Source organism: Chloroflexota bacterium (genome assembly GCA_018829775.1).
GTDB lineage: Bacteria > Chloroflexota > Dehalococcoidia > Dehalococcoidales > RBG-16-60-22 > E44-bin89.
Genome location: JAHJTL010000015.1, coordinates 1 through 13,974 on the forward strand (window position 1 = coordinate 1; position 13,974 = coordinate 13,974).

A 13,974-nucleotide genomic window follows, 5' to 3' on the forward strand; every position below is an offset into this window, starting at 1 on the left:
CCCGATATCACAAACCACAAACACTCACCATCGACCGCAACCGGCTACCACCAGCCCCTTCTTATATTGGGAGTCCAGCAGTTCGACCTTTCTCCCTACGATAAGATACCACTAACAGAGTCTCAACTGCAGGTCAGTAGTTTTAGTGACCCCTGGTACAAGGACTACCTGGTAAAATCCGGTACGGAGGGCTTCTGGCATATACAGCGTCCGCGACAAGAAGAAAGGGCCTGGGTGCTCGTGGATTTAGGGACTGAGCAGGCGGTCCCGCTCCTGCGAGTAAAACCACGAACGGACTTCGCTGAACAGATGTGGTTTGGATATACAGCAGAGCTGGAGGCCAGTAATGATAAACAGAACTGGACACCACTGGCTGTACTCGGTGTCCATCAAACGAACCTCACCGACGATTGGTTGTATTTTCTGGTCGGTAATTTGCAGCCTTACCGCTACTATCGCCTCTCAGTGTGGGATATATATTTTTTCTCTATGGCCAGGATGGAGCTTTACCGATTCCGCTAGAAACCTGCCTAAATGAAGCACTTTTCGTGAAACAATGAGCATCGCCTGTCTTTTGTCTACGGATTGGTAGGCTAACGTTGGAACAACTTCTTATTGCTCCCTCACGGTGGATCGCCTTAGCCATCTCAGGCGAAATAAGCTAACCGCTACTTTGGCCGCTTCCCAGAGTGCCCGCGGTGACCGGAAAGACCGCTTGAACTCCTGCCAGATGAACTTCGGCCTTAAATAAAATCCGCTGGTGAGCCGGTCTGCTGTCTCCAGCAGTTCCTGCTGCAACTCCGGGCTGCGGGGGAGCGGCAATTCGAAGTACTTGGTCGGGTTCCTATTGAAATCGGCCCAGTAATCGCGCTTATAGATGCCTCCATCCAGCAGCTCCTGGTAATACTGGGTCTTCGCCAGCGGGTAAAGAACATTGAAAAATAAGAAGTTGATGTTCAGCTTGTCCAGTTCCTTCATAAGGCCAGCCCTATACTCACGGGTCTCATTAGGGAAGCCCAGTATAAAATAGGCTAGAGTCTCCATATCATATTCCTTGCATAATCTGAAAAACTGGCTGATATGCTCGGGCGTGATACCTTTCCGCATGTAGCGGAGAATATCCCGGTCCAGACTCTCTACTCCCACATGCAGCCGGTTGCAACCTGCTTTTTTGAGCAAGCTAATTATCTCTTCATCAAAGGGATAAAGTCGGGCCCGTGCCCCCCAGCTTATCTTGAGACCCCGCCTTATAATCTCGTTGCAGATATCGATGACCCTCTTCCGGTTGGCGTTGAAAGTATCATCAAGGATAAGGAGTTCTTTGATACCGAGATTTGCGATTTCTTCAAACTCGTCAACGACACATTTAGCGGTGCGATAACGAAATTTCTTATCCTGGATATCACAAAAGATACAGTGGAAGGGGCAACCTCTCGAGGTGTAGAGAGTTGTCATCCTTCCCTTGGAAATGACGCTATAATAGTCATCAAGATTTATCAGGCGCCGATTCGGAAACGGAATAGGATCCAGCACAATAGGAGGTTCGTCATAAGGATTCGACTTAATTTGCTTACCAGCAGCTCTATAATACAGGTTAGGGATAATTGCTAATGCCTCCGGTTTTTCGCCAGCCGCTATGGCCTCAATAAGGAGAGGAAAGGTCTTTTCACCGAAGCCCGGCAGGGCGTAGTCTATCGCTCCCAGCTCCATTGTTTCTCGAGGGAAGTAAGTCACGTGCGCCCCGCCAACTACAATCTTGGTATCCGGAAGGACATCTTTAACACGATGGGTAATTACATTCATAGCATAGAGTAGCCTCGAAGTTACAGAAATACCAAGAACATCAGGATGGTATTCCCTGATGTACTCAATGGTCTCTTCAACAGAGAGTGCCGGGACACTTACATCTAAAATCTTGATGGTGTGCATGGAGTCCACATCGGCAGCAATAGCCATCAACCCAAGGGGGGGATACCGCTCAAAACTCTTGATGTAATCCGGTGTAGTATATTCCTTTGTCTCAAACTCTTGTGGAATATTGGTAAGTAATATGTTCATGGTGCACTTTCAATCCAAACAGAAAACATACTTAAATTTTAAATGACTTTTGACATTTTATCAACCAATTGGCATCCAGAAAATTTCAAATTAACATTTTAAAAAGTCTAACTCATATAATACAAAATGCCCGCTTGTTATCCCTTCACAATCACCTGACTTATCGGTAGAATAGAGAAAAGCCATGATGTCTTGCAAAAGATGGTTAATCCTCGCTTATAATATCGAATATACCCAATCTATACTGGCCAATAGACTAATTATTCAATTATGAAACCTCAACATCATGCCTTAATTGGCGGCACAGTTGCCCTGGCCCTTACACCGGCACTCGGTGTGAACAGCGCTGTCTTCTGGGTTTCCTCAGTTCTCATTGATGGTGACCATTACGTAGATTACGTCTACCGTAACGGTTTTAAGGACTATAGTATAAAGCGTATGTTTGAATTCCATGATCTTCTCTCCGAGAGAGGAAAGGAGCCTGACTTCCTGAGTCTCAACCTGATGCACACTGCAGAGTTCATCCTCTTAATGTCGGTTGCAGCGGCAATAACCGGCTGGACGTGGCTGATAGCCATGCTGGGAGGGATACTATTGCATATGTTACTTGACTTGTTTTATATGTACCGGCATGGTCAACTGTTCAAGAGGGCCCTCTCAATCATTGAATACTTTGTCAGGTGGCGTCGCATGAAAAGACAGGGATTACGCCCTGAATTACATTATCAATCGGTTCTTGAATCTATGTTTGGTCGCCAAGACCGGTCGAAAACCAGATAACCCAGATTGGTGATCAAGATTAAAAGGTTACCCCCCCAGCAGTACTCAGTTGATTTCACCATAGCCGGTAAGAATTATGCTCCTTTATTGATTAATAGATAAGTCCTGTTATTGACTTTTATCAGGTCATTGTTTTCCACTGCTTCAGATGTATATATTATGGTTATTCCCTCTTTTAGTAACCATGAAGTGTCTTTAGACCCGGTTTCCAAGAATTCCATTGCCGAGCGACCTTTGGCATGGAAGTTGGGAGCCACCTCAGCAGTGTAAGCAAATTTTTTCGTTATCGCCGCAAATGGCCAGGCCTCGTGAGTGTCCAGAATACCAATCCGGTACGACGGCGGCACATACTCCCCAATCCATAAGAATTCCTGATACATCTCGTCATCAATCACGTGATAATAATCTCCCGAAAGATGGCTGCGCAGACTTAACATTAAAGCTGAAGCCAATAAGATACCAAGCACAGTAAAGGCAACGACAAGCGCCAGGCGTGGCCATTTTCCCATTCCTGATTTTATCCATCCCCAAACTGCGGGCAGCGCCACCCCACCAACCAGTGCCATCAAGACAAATGTGTACAGCCAGCCTCTTTCATAGATAATGTCAAGTCCAATGTAGAAATGCGGATATAGCTGTTGAAAAGCAAGTAAAGCAAGTACCGCTGTAATAAGGGCTAAATCTTCCCGCCTATGCTTATGGAAAAGGATACCTACTCCAATTATAAATAGTACGATCGGAATATAGCCATATCCGGGCAGGGCATTGACAATGGGGGGCAGTGGCAGATGTCGCTCCGGATCTAATGCTTCTTTCACGACGAAGCCAAACGAATCCGGTGCCCAGAAAAACATCAAAGTGCAAATTATCATAATAAAGCTAAGAACTATGGCTACCTTCCGTATGCGACTCTGCACTTTCTGCTTGTCGAACAGCGAAAAAACCAGATGAATAACCACAATCGCTGAAATAACAGCCATAGTTGGGGGATGGAGAAAAAGCAGCGCAAAGAGCAGCAGGAAAAGAAGAACTGGCCCCCGGATATCATTCATCAGCCGGTGCAGGATAAAAAGAGCCAGCGGAATGAAGGCAAGCCCCAGAGAAACCGGTACCAGAAAGGCCGGACCCAGGAACCTGATAGTAGTAGGGATAAGGCAAACCAAGAAAGCGGCTCCCAGGCCAAATCCCCTCCTCCTGCCAAACGCATAAGCCTGAAAGGCTAACATAGCAAAAATAAAGCCGGGTAAAAAACGAAATAAATTGAGCCATGAAATATCTGTAATCAGCCTTATTACACCCAGCAGAAGGTGGTAGCCCGCTTCAATATCTTCCGCCAGGACCTGTCCTGAATTAAAAGGGTCAGGATAAGGGAAATGACCGTTGGCTACCAGGCTTTGTGAATCCCCGTAGCGCCACCATTCATCGATGTGCAGTGGGTATATATAATCCAGATGGGGGATACCGGCCATGAAAACGGCCAGCAGCAATATCAATACCAGCAGCAACCCTTCTATGACATTGTTTTGCCGCTTCAGTGGCAAATCCACGCTGTTATTCACGTTATTTTCACCATCATGCTTTTACATTTACCCAGAGATACCTGACTTCACCTGACCAGCCTGCATCTTTATAAAGCCGGAACTCGACTTTCTGTCTTTTAACAACCGGCTCTGGAGTAAACTCCAATTCCCCATGCCATTTCTCTTCCGGCGCCAGCACTATCGGAAATAACTCATACGTTTTGTTATCTTCAACAACAACTTCTATTCGATAATTAATCGCTTCATATTCACGGCTTACAATGCCAACCGTTACTTCTCCCCTCTCTCCCAGCTTTAGTTCCAGTGGATAACTATCGGCGCGGTTTTCAATTCCCAGTATGTAGAACTCGGTAAAAGGCTCCCTCTCTGGAGGTTTGGCCAGCGTGTAGCTGAGAAAAACGGCAAAGCCAATAATTGAACATATAATTAGAATAATCAGGCTGAGGTGAACCCGGTTCAAAGACCTGGAGTAATCAATTAAATTCCCGCTCGGTAGCTTAATAGTAAAACCGTACCGCTCCTCTGGATGATATCGCCCGCGAATGTACCAGGTTATTGCTGACAGAAGTGAAATTAAGATAGAGATTGATATAGTGATTGAATAGAGTCCAATGCCCCAGGGAAGATAATTGAGTACCAGCCCGATTAGGACGATAACAACAATAGATAATCCTAGACTTAAGGCTATCCGATTGACGTGGCTAATGCTATCTTTTCTAGGGTAAAGCACACCGATAAACACATAGCCGGGGAACAGGATAATCAGAGGAATTCCCAAAATCACTCGAAGCCATGACAGGCTATCGGTAAACACAATCGCTAAGAATATGCCGATTAATATATTTATCATTAGTAGGTCGATTTCGACCCTTTTTCTATTCATGTCCTATGCACTCTTGAAAACCGAACTACCAAATATATACGGGTATTACATTTATCATTTATTTGATGCCGTAACATATTAGAGATTGTAGAATGTGCAATGTATAAAAGCAATTCATAGAACAAAGAATAAGAGAGAAATATCAGATACAATAGATATTGAAGTGGCCGAAGCAAAGGCAATATGCATATTGGATAGCGAGTACGTTCAAAATACGGCCACACTATGCATTTTCTGTGAAACGTTTGCCTTAGCGAATATCTTTCATATGTCTCTGGCAGACTTTTTATTTTTGATTTTGATTCCGGGCGTTCTGACTATACAATCGCTTGTTTTGTTACCTCCACATGGACAAATGATGTGTGCACGCCAATCCACCCTTGATTTTCAAAAATGAGGTATTCACGGTCACATAAATAGGTAGAATAGCACATTGAAAATCGTAAAAAAAAGATGCAACCTTAATACACGAATAATTTTGGAATAACACATTGGCCTTGGATAAACTTGGATTTGGGGAGGGTTAAGAAACGGCGTCCTTCCAGAGTAACGATACCCAGAAAATGACATCGGAAGATATAAAGCAAGCCGTTAGGAAAAATATAACCTGGTGGCTTCAACTCCGGGAGCAATGTTCAATTTCCCCGTTGGAAGAGAGGTTTGCTGAAAGCGCTAGCTATTCTTCTGAGATATCGGATGAACTTCCTGCCTCAGTGCAGGAATCTTTCACGGGAGCAGGTACCCGGTCGCTTACGGGAAGGATAAGTGATTAAACAGGATAATATTCCATGAAATTTTTAACTAACCTAACACTTGGCAAAAAAATCCCCCTGCTAACCACCATGGGTCTACTCGTTGGAGTAATAGTATTTAGCTCCCTGGGAATGAGAGCAGTGAATCGAGCCACGGAAACGATGCTCGAAGACCGCCTGACCACAGCTGGTTTAGTAGCTGACTACGTAGACGAAGCATTAGAGCGCGCTCTGTCTGAACTGGAGAATACGGCGCGGATGATTGACATCGATGATACAAAGGACAACTTCCAAGCTCATATAGAATCTCTTGAGACGACTTATTCACGCTTGTCAATTCCTATACATAGCATCTATCTCATCGATGGAGCAGGAGAAATCCGCTGGAGTAAGCCGGATATCGCTTGGACCGATGGTGGCGAATCTTTTCACTTAAGCAGCTTTATCCAGACTATTAAGATGAAAGAAGCCAGTGTTTCAGGTCTTACTACCGCGCCGGCCAAATCAAGCATCGGGGGATTTGTGTACCCGGTGAGGCTGGGAGAAACGGGCTATATTGAAATTATCGACCAGAACGGGATTGTCGTTGTCAGAACCGAGCCTGGCCCTGAATTGTCGCCCTTTGAAAAGAGTGACCACAGTGGTCGCTTTGCTGACCTGATACGAGCAGGAAATCCAACCCAGGGCGTCTGTCATACCTGTCACTAGGCCGAGCAAAGGGTTGATAGAAAAGACGTATTAGCTTTCATGCCACTCTCAAAGGCAAACTGGGGGGTAGTTATTCGTCAGTCGGAAGACGAGGCGCTCGCCCCTACTCGTGAACTCCGTCAAAATTTGATTCTATTTGGAATAGTATTGGTTACTGTTGCTCTTCTTTTTGTTGTTATAACTACAAGAGATGTTGGCAGTCGGATTAGGCTGCTTACTGTCGCCTCTAAAAAAATAGCTGAGGGAGACCTGGATGGTCAGGTCGCTAATCTGGGCAGAGATGAGGTCGGCGTATTGAGCCAGACACTCGATGACATGAGACGAAAGCTAAAAACTTCTTACGGAGAGTTAAAGCAAAAAACGCAGGAACTGTCCTCACTGCTTTCTGTTTCTGAGATATTATCATCTGCAATCGACTTGTCGCCCGTTCTTGATGCCGTTGTCGTAAAGGCAGTGGAGGTCGTGCCCAATGCCGACGGTGGTCTATTGCTCTTAGATAGCGATGCACATGGTGCCTTAGTGCTACGATGTATAATCGGTATGAATAAGGACGCTTTTCCTGATATTAATACTGCTCCTGGTAGTGCACCTGGTTCCGATTTGGTTTCAAAGTCAGAAGGTGAGGCGACAAAAGAAACAAGTGCCGTGGAAGAAGCAATTGATACTTTTCTTCGCTCGGAACCTTTTCAGTCTAAAGCGCAAAGTTTTATCTGCGGCAAGGTGTTTGAGCGGAACCGAGTTATAGGAGGTCTCGTTCTAGTTAATTTTAATGATAAGGAAGTGTTCTCAGAATCAGATTACCGCTTACTTCAGGCCATAGCCGATGGCATTGGTATCACTATCGAGAGAGCTCAGCTGGCCAATGAAGCCGAGGAGGCGAGGGCGCTGCATGAAGCGGACCGTCTGAGGTCCCAATTCATTTCTTCGGTTTCGCATGAGCTACGCACACCGCTAACGCTCATAAAGGGTTATTCCACCTCACTACTCCGTAAGGATGCTTCCTGGGAAAGAGAGACGCAGCGTGAATTCCTTCAGATTATAGACGAGAAGACTGATGAGCTGCGTGACCTAATTGATAAAATCTTACAGTCAGCCAAATTGGAAGCCGGTGCGGTGAAATTGGAAAAAGAGCCGCTGCTCATACCTCGGCTGGCTGAAAAAGTGGTAGAAGAGATTTCAACGCGAGCCAAGAAGCATGAGTTCGACCTGTCTTTTGCGCCGAGCTTCCCGGTTGTCGAAGCCGATGTCAGATGTATAGAACAGGTATTAAGGAATCTTCTGGAAAATGCTGTAAAATATTCCCCAGACGGCGGAGTAGCTAAGATATCCGGCAAGGTAATACGGGATAGGGTAATTGTCGAAATAAAGGATAACGGAACGGGTATTCCTCAAGAATACCATGATAAAATCTTCGAAAGGTTCTACCGTGTGGACAGTAATTTGACCCGTGGTACTACCGGAAGCGGGCTCGGGCTCTCTATTGTTAAGGCACATGTTGAAGCTCACGGCGGTGAGGTCTGGTTCAAGAGCGCCGTGGGTAAAGGGAGCACTTTCTATTTCAGTTTGCCCTTGAGCGAGGGCTATGAAGAGGATTAATAATTCGCTAAGAGGGGTGAGATGACCAGGAAACCTAAAATATTACTTGTCGACGATGACCCACAGTTGATTAAACTAGTAAATTCTAACCTAAAAACAGTTGGTTACGAAGTCCTGTTAGCTATGGACGCTCTTTCTGCTATTGATATTATCGATAGGGAAATGCCAGACATGGTCATACTTGATATTATGCTTCCTGGAATAGACGGTTACGGTCTTTGTCAGCGCATCAGAGAATTTACGGACATACCAATAGTTATGCTAACTGCTAAGGTGGAAGATGCGGATAAAGTAAAGGGGCTAAAACTGGGTGCCGATGACTACATCACCAAACCCTTCAATGTAGAAGAACTGCTGGCCAGAATTGAAGCAGTGCTTCGTCGTGCCAAACCTTCTGAAGAAGCCACGGCTCTACGCAGCTTCACTTGCGGAGACGTCACGGTTGACTTTATGCAACGTAGAGTAACCGTTAAGGGGCAGGAAGTAGCACTGACATTGACGGAATACAAACTTCTATCTCAACTGGTGACCAATGCGGGGCGAATGATGTTCCACGGTGAACTACTGACGAAAGTCTGGGGCCCGGAGTACATAAATGAGCTGGAATATCTCAGAGCATATATACGTCACCTCCGCCGCAAGATAGAAGACGACCCACACCATCCCAAGTATATTTTATCCAAACCCGGTATCGGCTATATATTTACCAAGGCGATATAGAGACAAGCGACTCTCCACGATACTAATTCACCTCACGCAATGTCTTTCCCCATTTACTTTTTTCACAAATTATTCATTCTGCAGACCAAATTTTCACGCCTTTTTTATCTCTTCTGGAATATTATGCCTGTAGCTGGACTGAATAAAAATGCGGAACAAGATTAGGAACAACCATAAGTCATCTATTATCGTGGCTGAAGACGACCAGACTACCAGTCGGTTGATTCGGTATAACCTGGAGAAATCAGGTGCTCGGGTTTCTGAAGCGCAGACGGGGCTGGATTGCATTAAGCTGCTAAGCCAGGCAAAGGCTGATCTCTTGCTTTTAGATGTTGGGCTGCCAGACTTCAGTGGTTGGGGTATCCTCAGCCTCCTTAGGCTAACGGATTCAACGAGCGAGATGCCAGTAATAATCGTATCGGCAAATGCCCCCGGTTCAGGTTTAATTGAGAGATTTGGCCCCGATGATTATATTCAGAAGCCTTTTGATATGCGCGACCTGATTTCACGTGTTTCCAAATTAATCAATTCACGGGGCGTTTCAACTACACGGGAAATGTTGCCCGTTCCTGTAGGTATCAAAATTAGGAGAAGGGTCAGCGCTTGAACAAAATCTTTAATACGGAAGGAGAGAGGTGAAAAATGGATGCTTGGATTATCTTCCTGATTGCGATTGCGGCCTTAGTTATCCTGGTCTACAGTGTCAGAATCGTAAAACAGTACGAACGAGGTGTGGTTCTTCGCTTTGGACGCTTAGTCGGGATAAGAAATCCGGGTTTCAACCTGATTATCCCATTTGTTGATCGTATGAGTAAAGTCAGCCTCCGTGTTAAAACTACTGTCTTGGAACCTCAGGAAGTTATCACCAGAGATAATGTAACCGTCCGGGTGGATGCTGTGGTGTACTTCATGGTGATTGATTCAGCGAAGGCAATAATTAATGTTGAGGACTATCGACAGGCCACCATCCAACTTGCTCTGACGACTATCAGAAGCGTTCTCGGCCAATCAGAACTGGATGAATTGCTCGCGCACCGTGACCAGATAAATCTCCGTTTGCGGCAAATAATCGATGAGCAGACCGAGGACCCATGGGGAGTAAGGGTAACGCTGGTAGAAGTAAAAGATGTACTTCTCCCGGAAACAATGCAGCGGTCCATGGCCAAGCAAGCTGAAGCCGAGCGAGAGAAGAGGGCCAAAGTTATCCATGCAAAAGGTGAATATCAGGCAGCACAAACCCTTGCCGATGCGGCAAAAATAATACAGAGTCAGCCCGCTGCCCTTCAGCTACGCTACCTTCAGACTCTTGTTGAGATGGCCGGCGAAAGAAACAGCACCATTATACCGTTGACGGTAGACATAGCTAATTCTCTATCGAACAAGTTGAGCCTTCAGCAACATAAAGAATAGGTCGGTGTTGCCCAGAACTTGATAAATCTCCCTATAGTAGTGAGTTCTAAAAATGGAACACCTGGTAAGAGCCGGATTAGTAGTATTGATTGTTCTGGCTGTAATTGTTGTGGTGCCGAGGGTCGTGCCAGCACCAGCCATATTTGAAGAATACGGCTTTTATCCAAAGAGTAGCGACGAAAATACTGAAGAATGGGCAAGCTTGCCGGTTAAGTACGTGGATAACGTTAGCTGTAGCAGCTGTCATCAAGAGAATTTCTCCAGTTTGAAGGAAGCAGAACATAGTGGGGTAAGCTGCGAAACTTGCCACGGACCGGGCAAAGACCATATAGATACGGGTATAGGAATGGAAATCGACAATTCCAGGGAGTTTTGCGGCCTGTGCCATGACAGTGTTGTCGCTCGACCAAGCGAGTTCCCACAGGTTAATCTGGATGAACATGGTGGGCAATCCAACTGTGTTACATGCCATAACCCTCATAGCCCTTTAGAAGCCTTAACATCTGATGTATCGTCTGACAAGCGGGTAGCAGTATCAATACCAGCAGTACCGCACACGTTGGAAGGAAGGGAAGAATGCCTTCTCTGTCATGACACCGGCGGATTGAAACCCTATCCCCTAGACCATGAGGGAAGGGAGCAAGAGAGTTGTTTAAGTTGCCATGAGAGCAATAAATAGGTTGCAAAATAAAGTGGAGCTTTCACGCCGAGATTTCTTAAAAATTGGCGGCATGGGTTTCCTGGGAGGTTTAATTGTCCCCGTCAGTATACCGGGTGCAGTTCGCGATCTGATTCCGGTGAACGTGAAACCGCAATTGAGACCCGGCACCTCCAATATCAAGCAACATTACTGGAGATTCATCGTTGACATCAGAAAGTGCATCGGCTGTGGCAGATGCGTTCAAGCCTGCAAGCTAGAGAATGACGTCCCTGAAGAACCGGAATACAACCGAACCTGGGTGGAAAGATATGTGGTCACCCATAGCGAGGAGGTCTTTGTAGATTCTCCTGATGCTGGAATTAATGGTTTTTCTGCTGACCACGCCAATATCAAGTATGAAAATATAAAAATAAGAAAAAGTTTCTTTGTCCCAAAGCTCTGCAATCATTGCCAATCTCCTCCATGTGTACAGGTATGCCCCGTTGAGGCAACCTACTCCACCCCGGAAGGCGTGGTCATCGTTGATAGAAAGGCCTGTATCGGCTGTCGATACTGCATTCAAGCCTGTCCCTACGGAGCGAGGTTTCTCGATCCCAGATTAAAAGTGGTAGATAAATGCACCTGGTGCTACCACCGAATAACCAAAGGATTTCCCCCGGCTTGTGTGGAAGTCTGCCCCGTTGGAGCCAGAAAATTCGGAGATATACGTGACCCTGAAAGCGAGGTAAGCCAGATTTTGGAGACGGAGACGGTAGGTGTCCTGAAGCCAGATCTGGGTTCAGAGCCAATGGTGTATTACGTCGGACTTGAAAAAGGAGTACGTTAGAGGATGTCGGGCTTTGTATATCCAAATGAAGCCAGCATTGAATGGGATCTGTTAATTGTCCTTTACCCCTATATCACCGGTCTTGTGGCGGGCGCTTTCATCGTCTCCTCACTCTATCATGTTTTCGGGCTGAATAGCCTTAAACCAGTAGCGCGTCTTTCCTTGATTACGGCGCTCGCCTTTCTTCTGGTCTGTCCACTGCCGCTTATCATTCATTTAGCTCGTCCGGAAAGAGCCCTTGAGATGTTTCTCAGACCCAATCTGATTTCGGCTATGGCGGGCTTTGGATATATATGGTTCATATACTTGACTTTGCTGCTTGTTGAAACATGGCTCGTATTCAGGCCGGATATCGTTAGATATGCGAAGTCAAATGAAGGTGTCAAACAAAAAATATACTCATTATTATCATTAGGAATTCTCGACATATCAGAAGAATCGCAATCAATTGATAACAAGGTTATCAAGGTGCTGGCCATGATTGGGATCCCGGCCGCTTGTTTATTGCACGGTTATGTGGGATTCATTTTTGGAGCAGTAAAATCGAATGCCTGGTGGTCGACGTCGCTAATGCCTATTATTTTTCTGACCTCTGCCATAGTTTCGGGAATAGCGCTATTAATTGTGCTGTATGTTGTATCAACAAAAATCAGGAAAGCCACTTTGGACCACGGGTGCGTTCATTCATTGGCCCTTTGGCTCGGTGGCTTTATCACCCTGGCTCTGGCTCTTGAAGGCCTGGAGGTCCTTACCATGCTTTACGAATCCGAAGAGAGCTGGGGCCTTATCCAGCAACTGATAACGAAAGAAATAGGGCTCAGCTACTTTGGCATCCAGTTTATTCTGGGAACTATACTGCCAATTCTAGTCATGGGAACAGCGGAAATAGTGAACTTGAATGAGCGGACAAAGACGATAATGAGATTTACCTCCGCCGTCTTTATTCTCGTGGGCGTTTTTGCTATGCGCTGGAACGTGGTAATTGGCGGGCAATTATTATCCAAAAGCCTGAGAGGATTTACCAGTTATTTCCCGCCGTTGACAGGTGAAACAGGTATTCTGGTGGCCGGTGCAATATTTCTATTACCATTTGTAATTATCTTTTTAATCAGTTATCTCTTCCAGCCCTGGCAAGCAGAGGTTCAACCATCGGGAGTCAACAAGATAGGCTTGCAGACACGTTTTTTCAGAGAAACGCAATAAGGGGGGTAAGAATATGGCAATTTGGACTGAAACCGTAAATGGAAAAGGTACAGTACTGCGGGTAGGCGGAGCCATTACGGCGGCTGTTAGCCTGGCGGCAGGCTTGCTTTTCCTGTTCCGACCCGTGGCATGTAGCTTTGTGACCAGCTTTCAGCTGGTTATCTGGGGAGCTCTTTTTCTGGCTGGAGTACTGGCCTTTATAATCGGCTCAGCTTTATCACGAAAATAACCTTATTGATGAGTTAGTGCCTATCAATTAAGCTTAACTCTTCCGGTGTTGTACGCATTGACATGACATAGACTAGGTCTATAAGTCGCTTTTTCCTTGAAAACAGGAATTTCTATCGTAAGTTTCAGAAGCTTTTTCCTCGAAAAAGGGGAATATTGTCCTGCAATAATAACCTTCTTATCTCTATTGTGAAAGTACTGATGCTGCCATATATTGAATTTAAAGCCACATATTGTCTCAATAAATACGTGAGGAACCTTGGGGAGTTCACAAATCGGGCACAACCTTTAAAGGAGGTGCGAAGTGGTTGTTGGAGAAAGAATATCTATAACCGGAAGCGGTCTCGTTGAGAAAGTGGACAAGCTTGTACGCCAGGGAAATGTCAAAAAAGTTCGTATCATGCATCTGGGAAAACCTCTCATAGATATTTCGCTGGACCTTCGTGATACTACATCTGATGTACCACTATTCCTCATCCCGGTGCATGCTGCGGTCAGTAAAATTACGGAGCTGATAAATTACTGCACTATTGAAATCGACTTGGTAGATAGAAAGTTTACTTATGAATACCCCGATTTTTAAAACGAACCCACATGAGACATAACAT

15 protein-coding genes are annotated in these 13,974 nt (G+C 45.5%); 12 read left to right on the top strand and 3 right to left on the bottom strand.

Features of this window, described 5'->3' with window-relative positions; all coding sequences use genetic code 11:
* On the top strand, positions 1–522 hold a 522-nt coding region (locus KKD83_01865; GenBank protein ID MBU2534896.1), incomplete at its 5' end, for a discoidin domain-containing protein.
* Between the two features lie 90 nt (positions 523–612).
* Here KKD83_01865 and KKD83_01870 read toward each other — a convergent pair.
* Positions 613–2,058 carry a B12-binding domain-containing radical SAM protein gene (locus KKD83_01870; protein MBU2534897.1) on the bottom strand — a complete coding sequence of 482 codons (1,446 nt, stop codon included), beginning with the start codon at positions 2,056–2,058 and terminating at the stop codon, positions 613–615.
* Between the two features lie 270 nt (positions 2,059–2,328).
* Here KKD83_01870 and KKD83_01875 point away from each other — a divergent pair, with 270 nt between their 5' ends.
* Positions 2,329–2,838 carry a hypothetical protein gene (locus tag KKD83_01875; GenBank protein MBU2534898.1) on the top strand — a complete coding sequence of 170 codons (510 nt, stop codon included), beginning with the start codon at positions 2,329–2,331 and terminating at the stop codon, positions 2,836–2,838.
* 74 nt (positions 2,839–2,912) lie between these two features.
* On the opposite strand, the gene KKD83_01880 is transcribed toward KKD83_01875, so the two are convergent.
* Together KKD83_01880 and KKD83_01885 are read right to left on the bottom strand one after the other, a co-directional pair.
* Entirely contained in the window at positions 2,913–4,397 is a 1,485-nt protein-coding gene (locus KKD83_01880; GenBank protein MBU2534899.1) for a hypothetical protein, read from the bottom strand.
* A 13-nt stretch (positions 4,398–4,410) separates the two neighbouring features.
* On the bottom strand, positions 4,411–5,262 hold the full coding sequence (locus KKD83_01885; protein MBU2534900.1) for a DUF1616 domain-containing protein: 852 nt from the start codon (positions 5,260–5,262) through the stop codon (positions 4,411–4,413).
* A 788-nt stretch (positions 5,263–6,050) separates the two neighbouring features.
* Between KKD83_01885 and KKD83_01890 the strand changes: the two genes are divergently transcribed.
* The 10 genes from KKD83_01890 to KKD83_01935 all read left to right on the top strand — a co-directional run bounded on the left by KKD83_01890 (position 6,051) and on the right by KKD83_01935 (position 13,949).
* Positions 6,051–6,722, top strand: coding sequence for a cache domain-containing protein (locus KKD83_01890; GenBank protein MBU2534901.1), 672 nt, complete (start codon positions 6,051–6,053; stop codon positions 6,720–6,722).
* Between the two features lie 39 nt (positions 6,723–6,761).
* Entirely contained in the window at positions 6,762–8,318 is a 1,557-nt protein-coding gene (locus KKD83_01895) for a HAMP domain-containing protein (protein ID MBU2534902.1), read from the top strand.
* Positions 8,319–8,339: 21 nt separating this feature from the next.
* Positions 8,340–9,038 (top strand): response regulator transcription factor, encoded by a 699-nt coding sequence (locus KKD83_01900; GenBank protein ID MBU2534903.1) that lies wholly within the window; start codon positions 8,340–8,342, stop codon positions 9,036–9,038.
* Positions 9,039–9,186: 148 nt separating this feature from the next.
* Complete coding sequence (locus KKD83_01905) at positions 9,187–9,645, top strand: response regulator (protein MBU2534904.1); 459 nt, start codon at positions 9,187–9,189, stop codon at positions 9,643–9,645.
* A 35-nt stretch (positions 9,646–9,680) separates the two neighbouring features.
* Complete coding sequence (locus KKD83_01910; protein MBU2534905.1) at positions 9,681–10,448, top strand: slipin family protein; 768 nt, start codon at positions 9,681–9,683, stop codon at positions 10,446–10,448.
* A 52-nt stretch (positions 10,449–10,500) separates the two neighbouring features.
* Positions 10,501–11,127: a hypothetical protein gene (locus tag KKD83_01915; protein ID MBU2534906.1), complete on the top strand. Its 627-nt coding sequence runs from the start codon at positions 10,501–10,503 to the stop codon at positions 11,125–11,127.
* 52 nt (positions 11,128–11,179) lie between these two features.
* Entirely contained in the window at positions 11,180–11,935 is a 756-nt protein-coding gene (locus tag KKD83_01920; GenBank protein MBU2534907.1) for a 4Fe-4S dicluster domain-containing protein, read from the top strand.
* 3 nt (positions 11,936–11,938) lie between these two features.
* Complete coding sequence (nrfD, locus tag KKD83_01925) at positions 11,939–13,138, top strand: polysulfide reductase NrfD (GenBank protein ID MBU2534908.1); 1,200 nt, start codon at positions 11,939–11,941, stop codon at positions 13,136–13,138.
* A 13-nt stretch (positions 13,139–13,151) separates the two neighbouring features.
* The gene (locus tag KKD83_01930; protein ID MBU2534909.1) at positions 13,152–13,367 is read left to right on the top strand and encodes a hypothetical protein; all 216 of its coding nucleotides are present in this window, start codon (positions 13,152–13,154) and stop codon (positions 13,365–13,367) included.
* 303 nt (positions 13,368–13,670) lie between these two features.
* Complete coding sequence (locus KKD83_01935) at positions 13,671–13,949, top strand: DUF4342 domain-containing protein (protein ID MBU2534910.1); 279 nt, start codon at positions 13,671–13,673, stop codon at positions 13,947–13,949.
* Positions 13,950–13,974: the final 25 nt, after the last annotated feature.

What these genes read in the sequence shown, in the direction of transcription:
- KKD83_01870 (MBU2534897.1), bottom strand. Translation starts at nt 2,058, where the DNA reads ATGAACATATTACTTACCAATATTCCACAAGAGTTTGAGACAAAGGAA.
- KKD83_01875 (MBU2534898.1), top strand. Translation starts at nt 2,329, where the DNA reads ATGAAACCTCAACATCATGCCTTAATTGGCGGCACAGTTGCCCTGGCC.
- KKD83_01885 (MBU2534900.1), bottom strand. Translation starts at nt 5,262, where the DNA reads ATGAATAGAAAAAGGGTCGAAATCGACCTACTAATGATAAATATATTA.
- KKD83_01890 (MBU2534901.1), top strand. Translation starts at nt 6,051, where the DNA reads ATGAAATTTTTAACTAACCTAACACTTGGCAAAAAAATCCCCCTGCTA.
- KKD83_01895 (MBU2534902.1), top strand. Translation starts at nt 6,762, where the DNA reads ATGCCACTCTCAAAGGCAAACTGGGGGGTAGTTATTCGTCAGTCGGAA.
- KKD83_01900 (MBU2534903.1), top strand. Translation starts at nt 8,340, where the DNA reads ATGACCAGGAAACCTAAAATATTACTTGTCGACGATGACCCACAGTTG.
- KKD83_01905 (MBU2534904.1), top strand. Translation starts at nt 9,187, where the DNA reads ATGCGGAACAAGATTAGGAACAACCATAAGTCATCTATTATCGTGGCT.
- KKD83_01910 (MBU2534905.1), top strand. Translation starts at nt 9,681, where the DNA reads ATGGATGCTTGGATTATCTTCCTGATTGCGATTGCGGCCTTAGTTATC.
- KKD83_01915 (MBU2534906.1), top strand. Translation starts at nt 10,501, where the DNA reads ATGGAACACCTGGTAAGAGCCGGATTAGTAGTATTGATTGTTCTGGCT.
- KKD83_01920 (MBU2534907.1), top strand. Translation starts at nt 11,180, where the DNA reads ATGGGTTTCCTGGGAGGTTTAATTGTCCCCGTCAGTATACCGGGTGCA.
- nrfD (MBU2534908.1), top strand. Translation starts at nt 11,939, where the DNA reads ATGTCGGGCTTTGTATATCCAAATGAAGCCAGCATTGAATGGGATCTG.
- KKD83_01930 (MBU2534909.1), top strand. Translation starts at nt 13,152, where the DNA reads ATGGCAATTTGGACTGAAACCGTAAATGGAAAAGGTACAGTACTGCGG.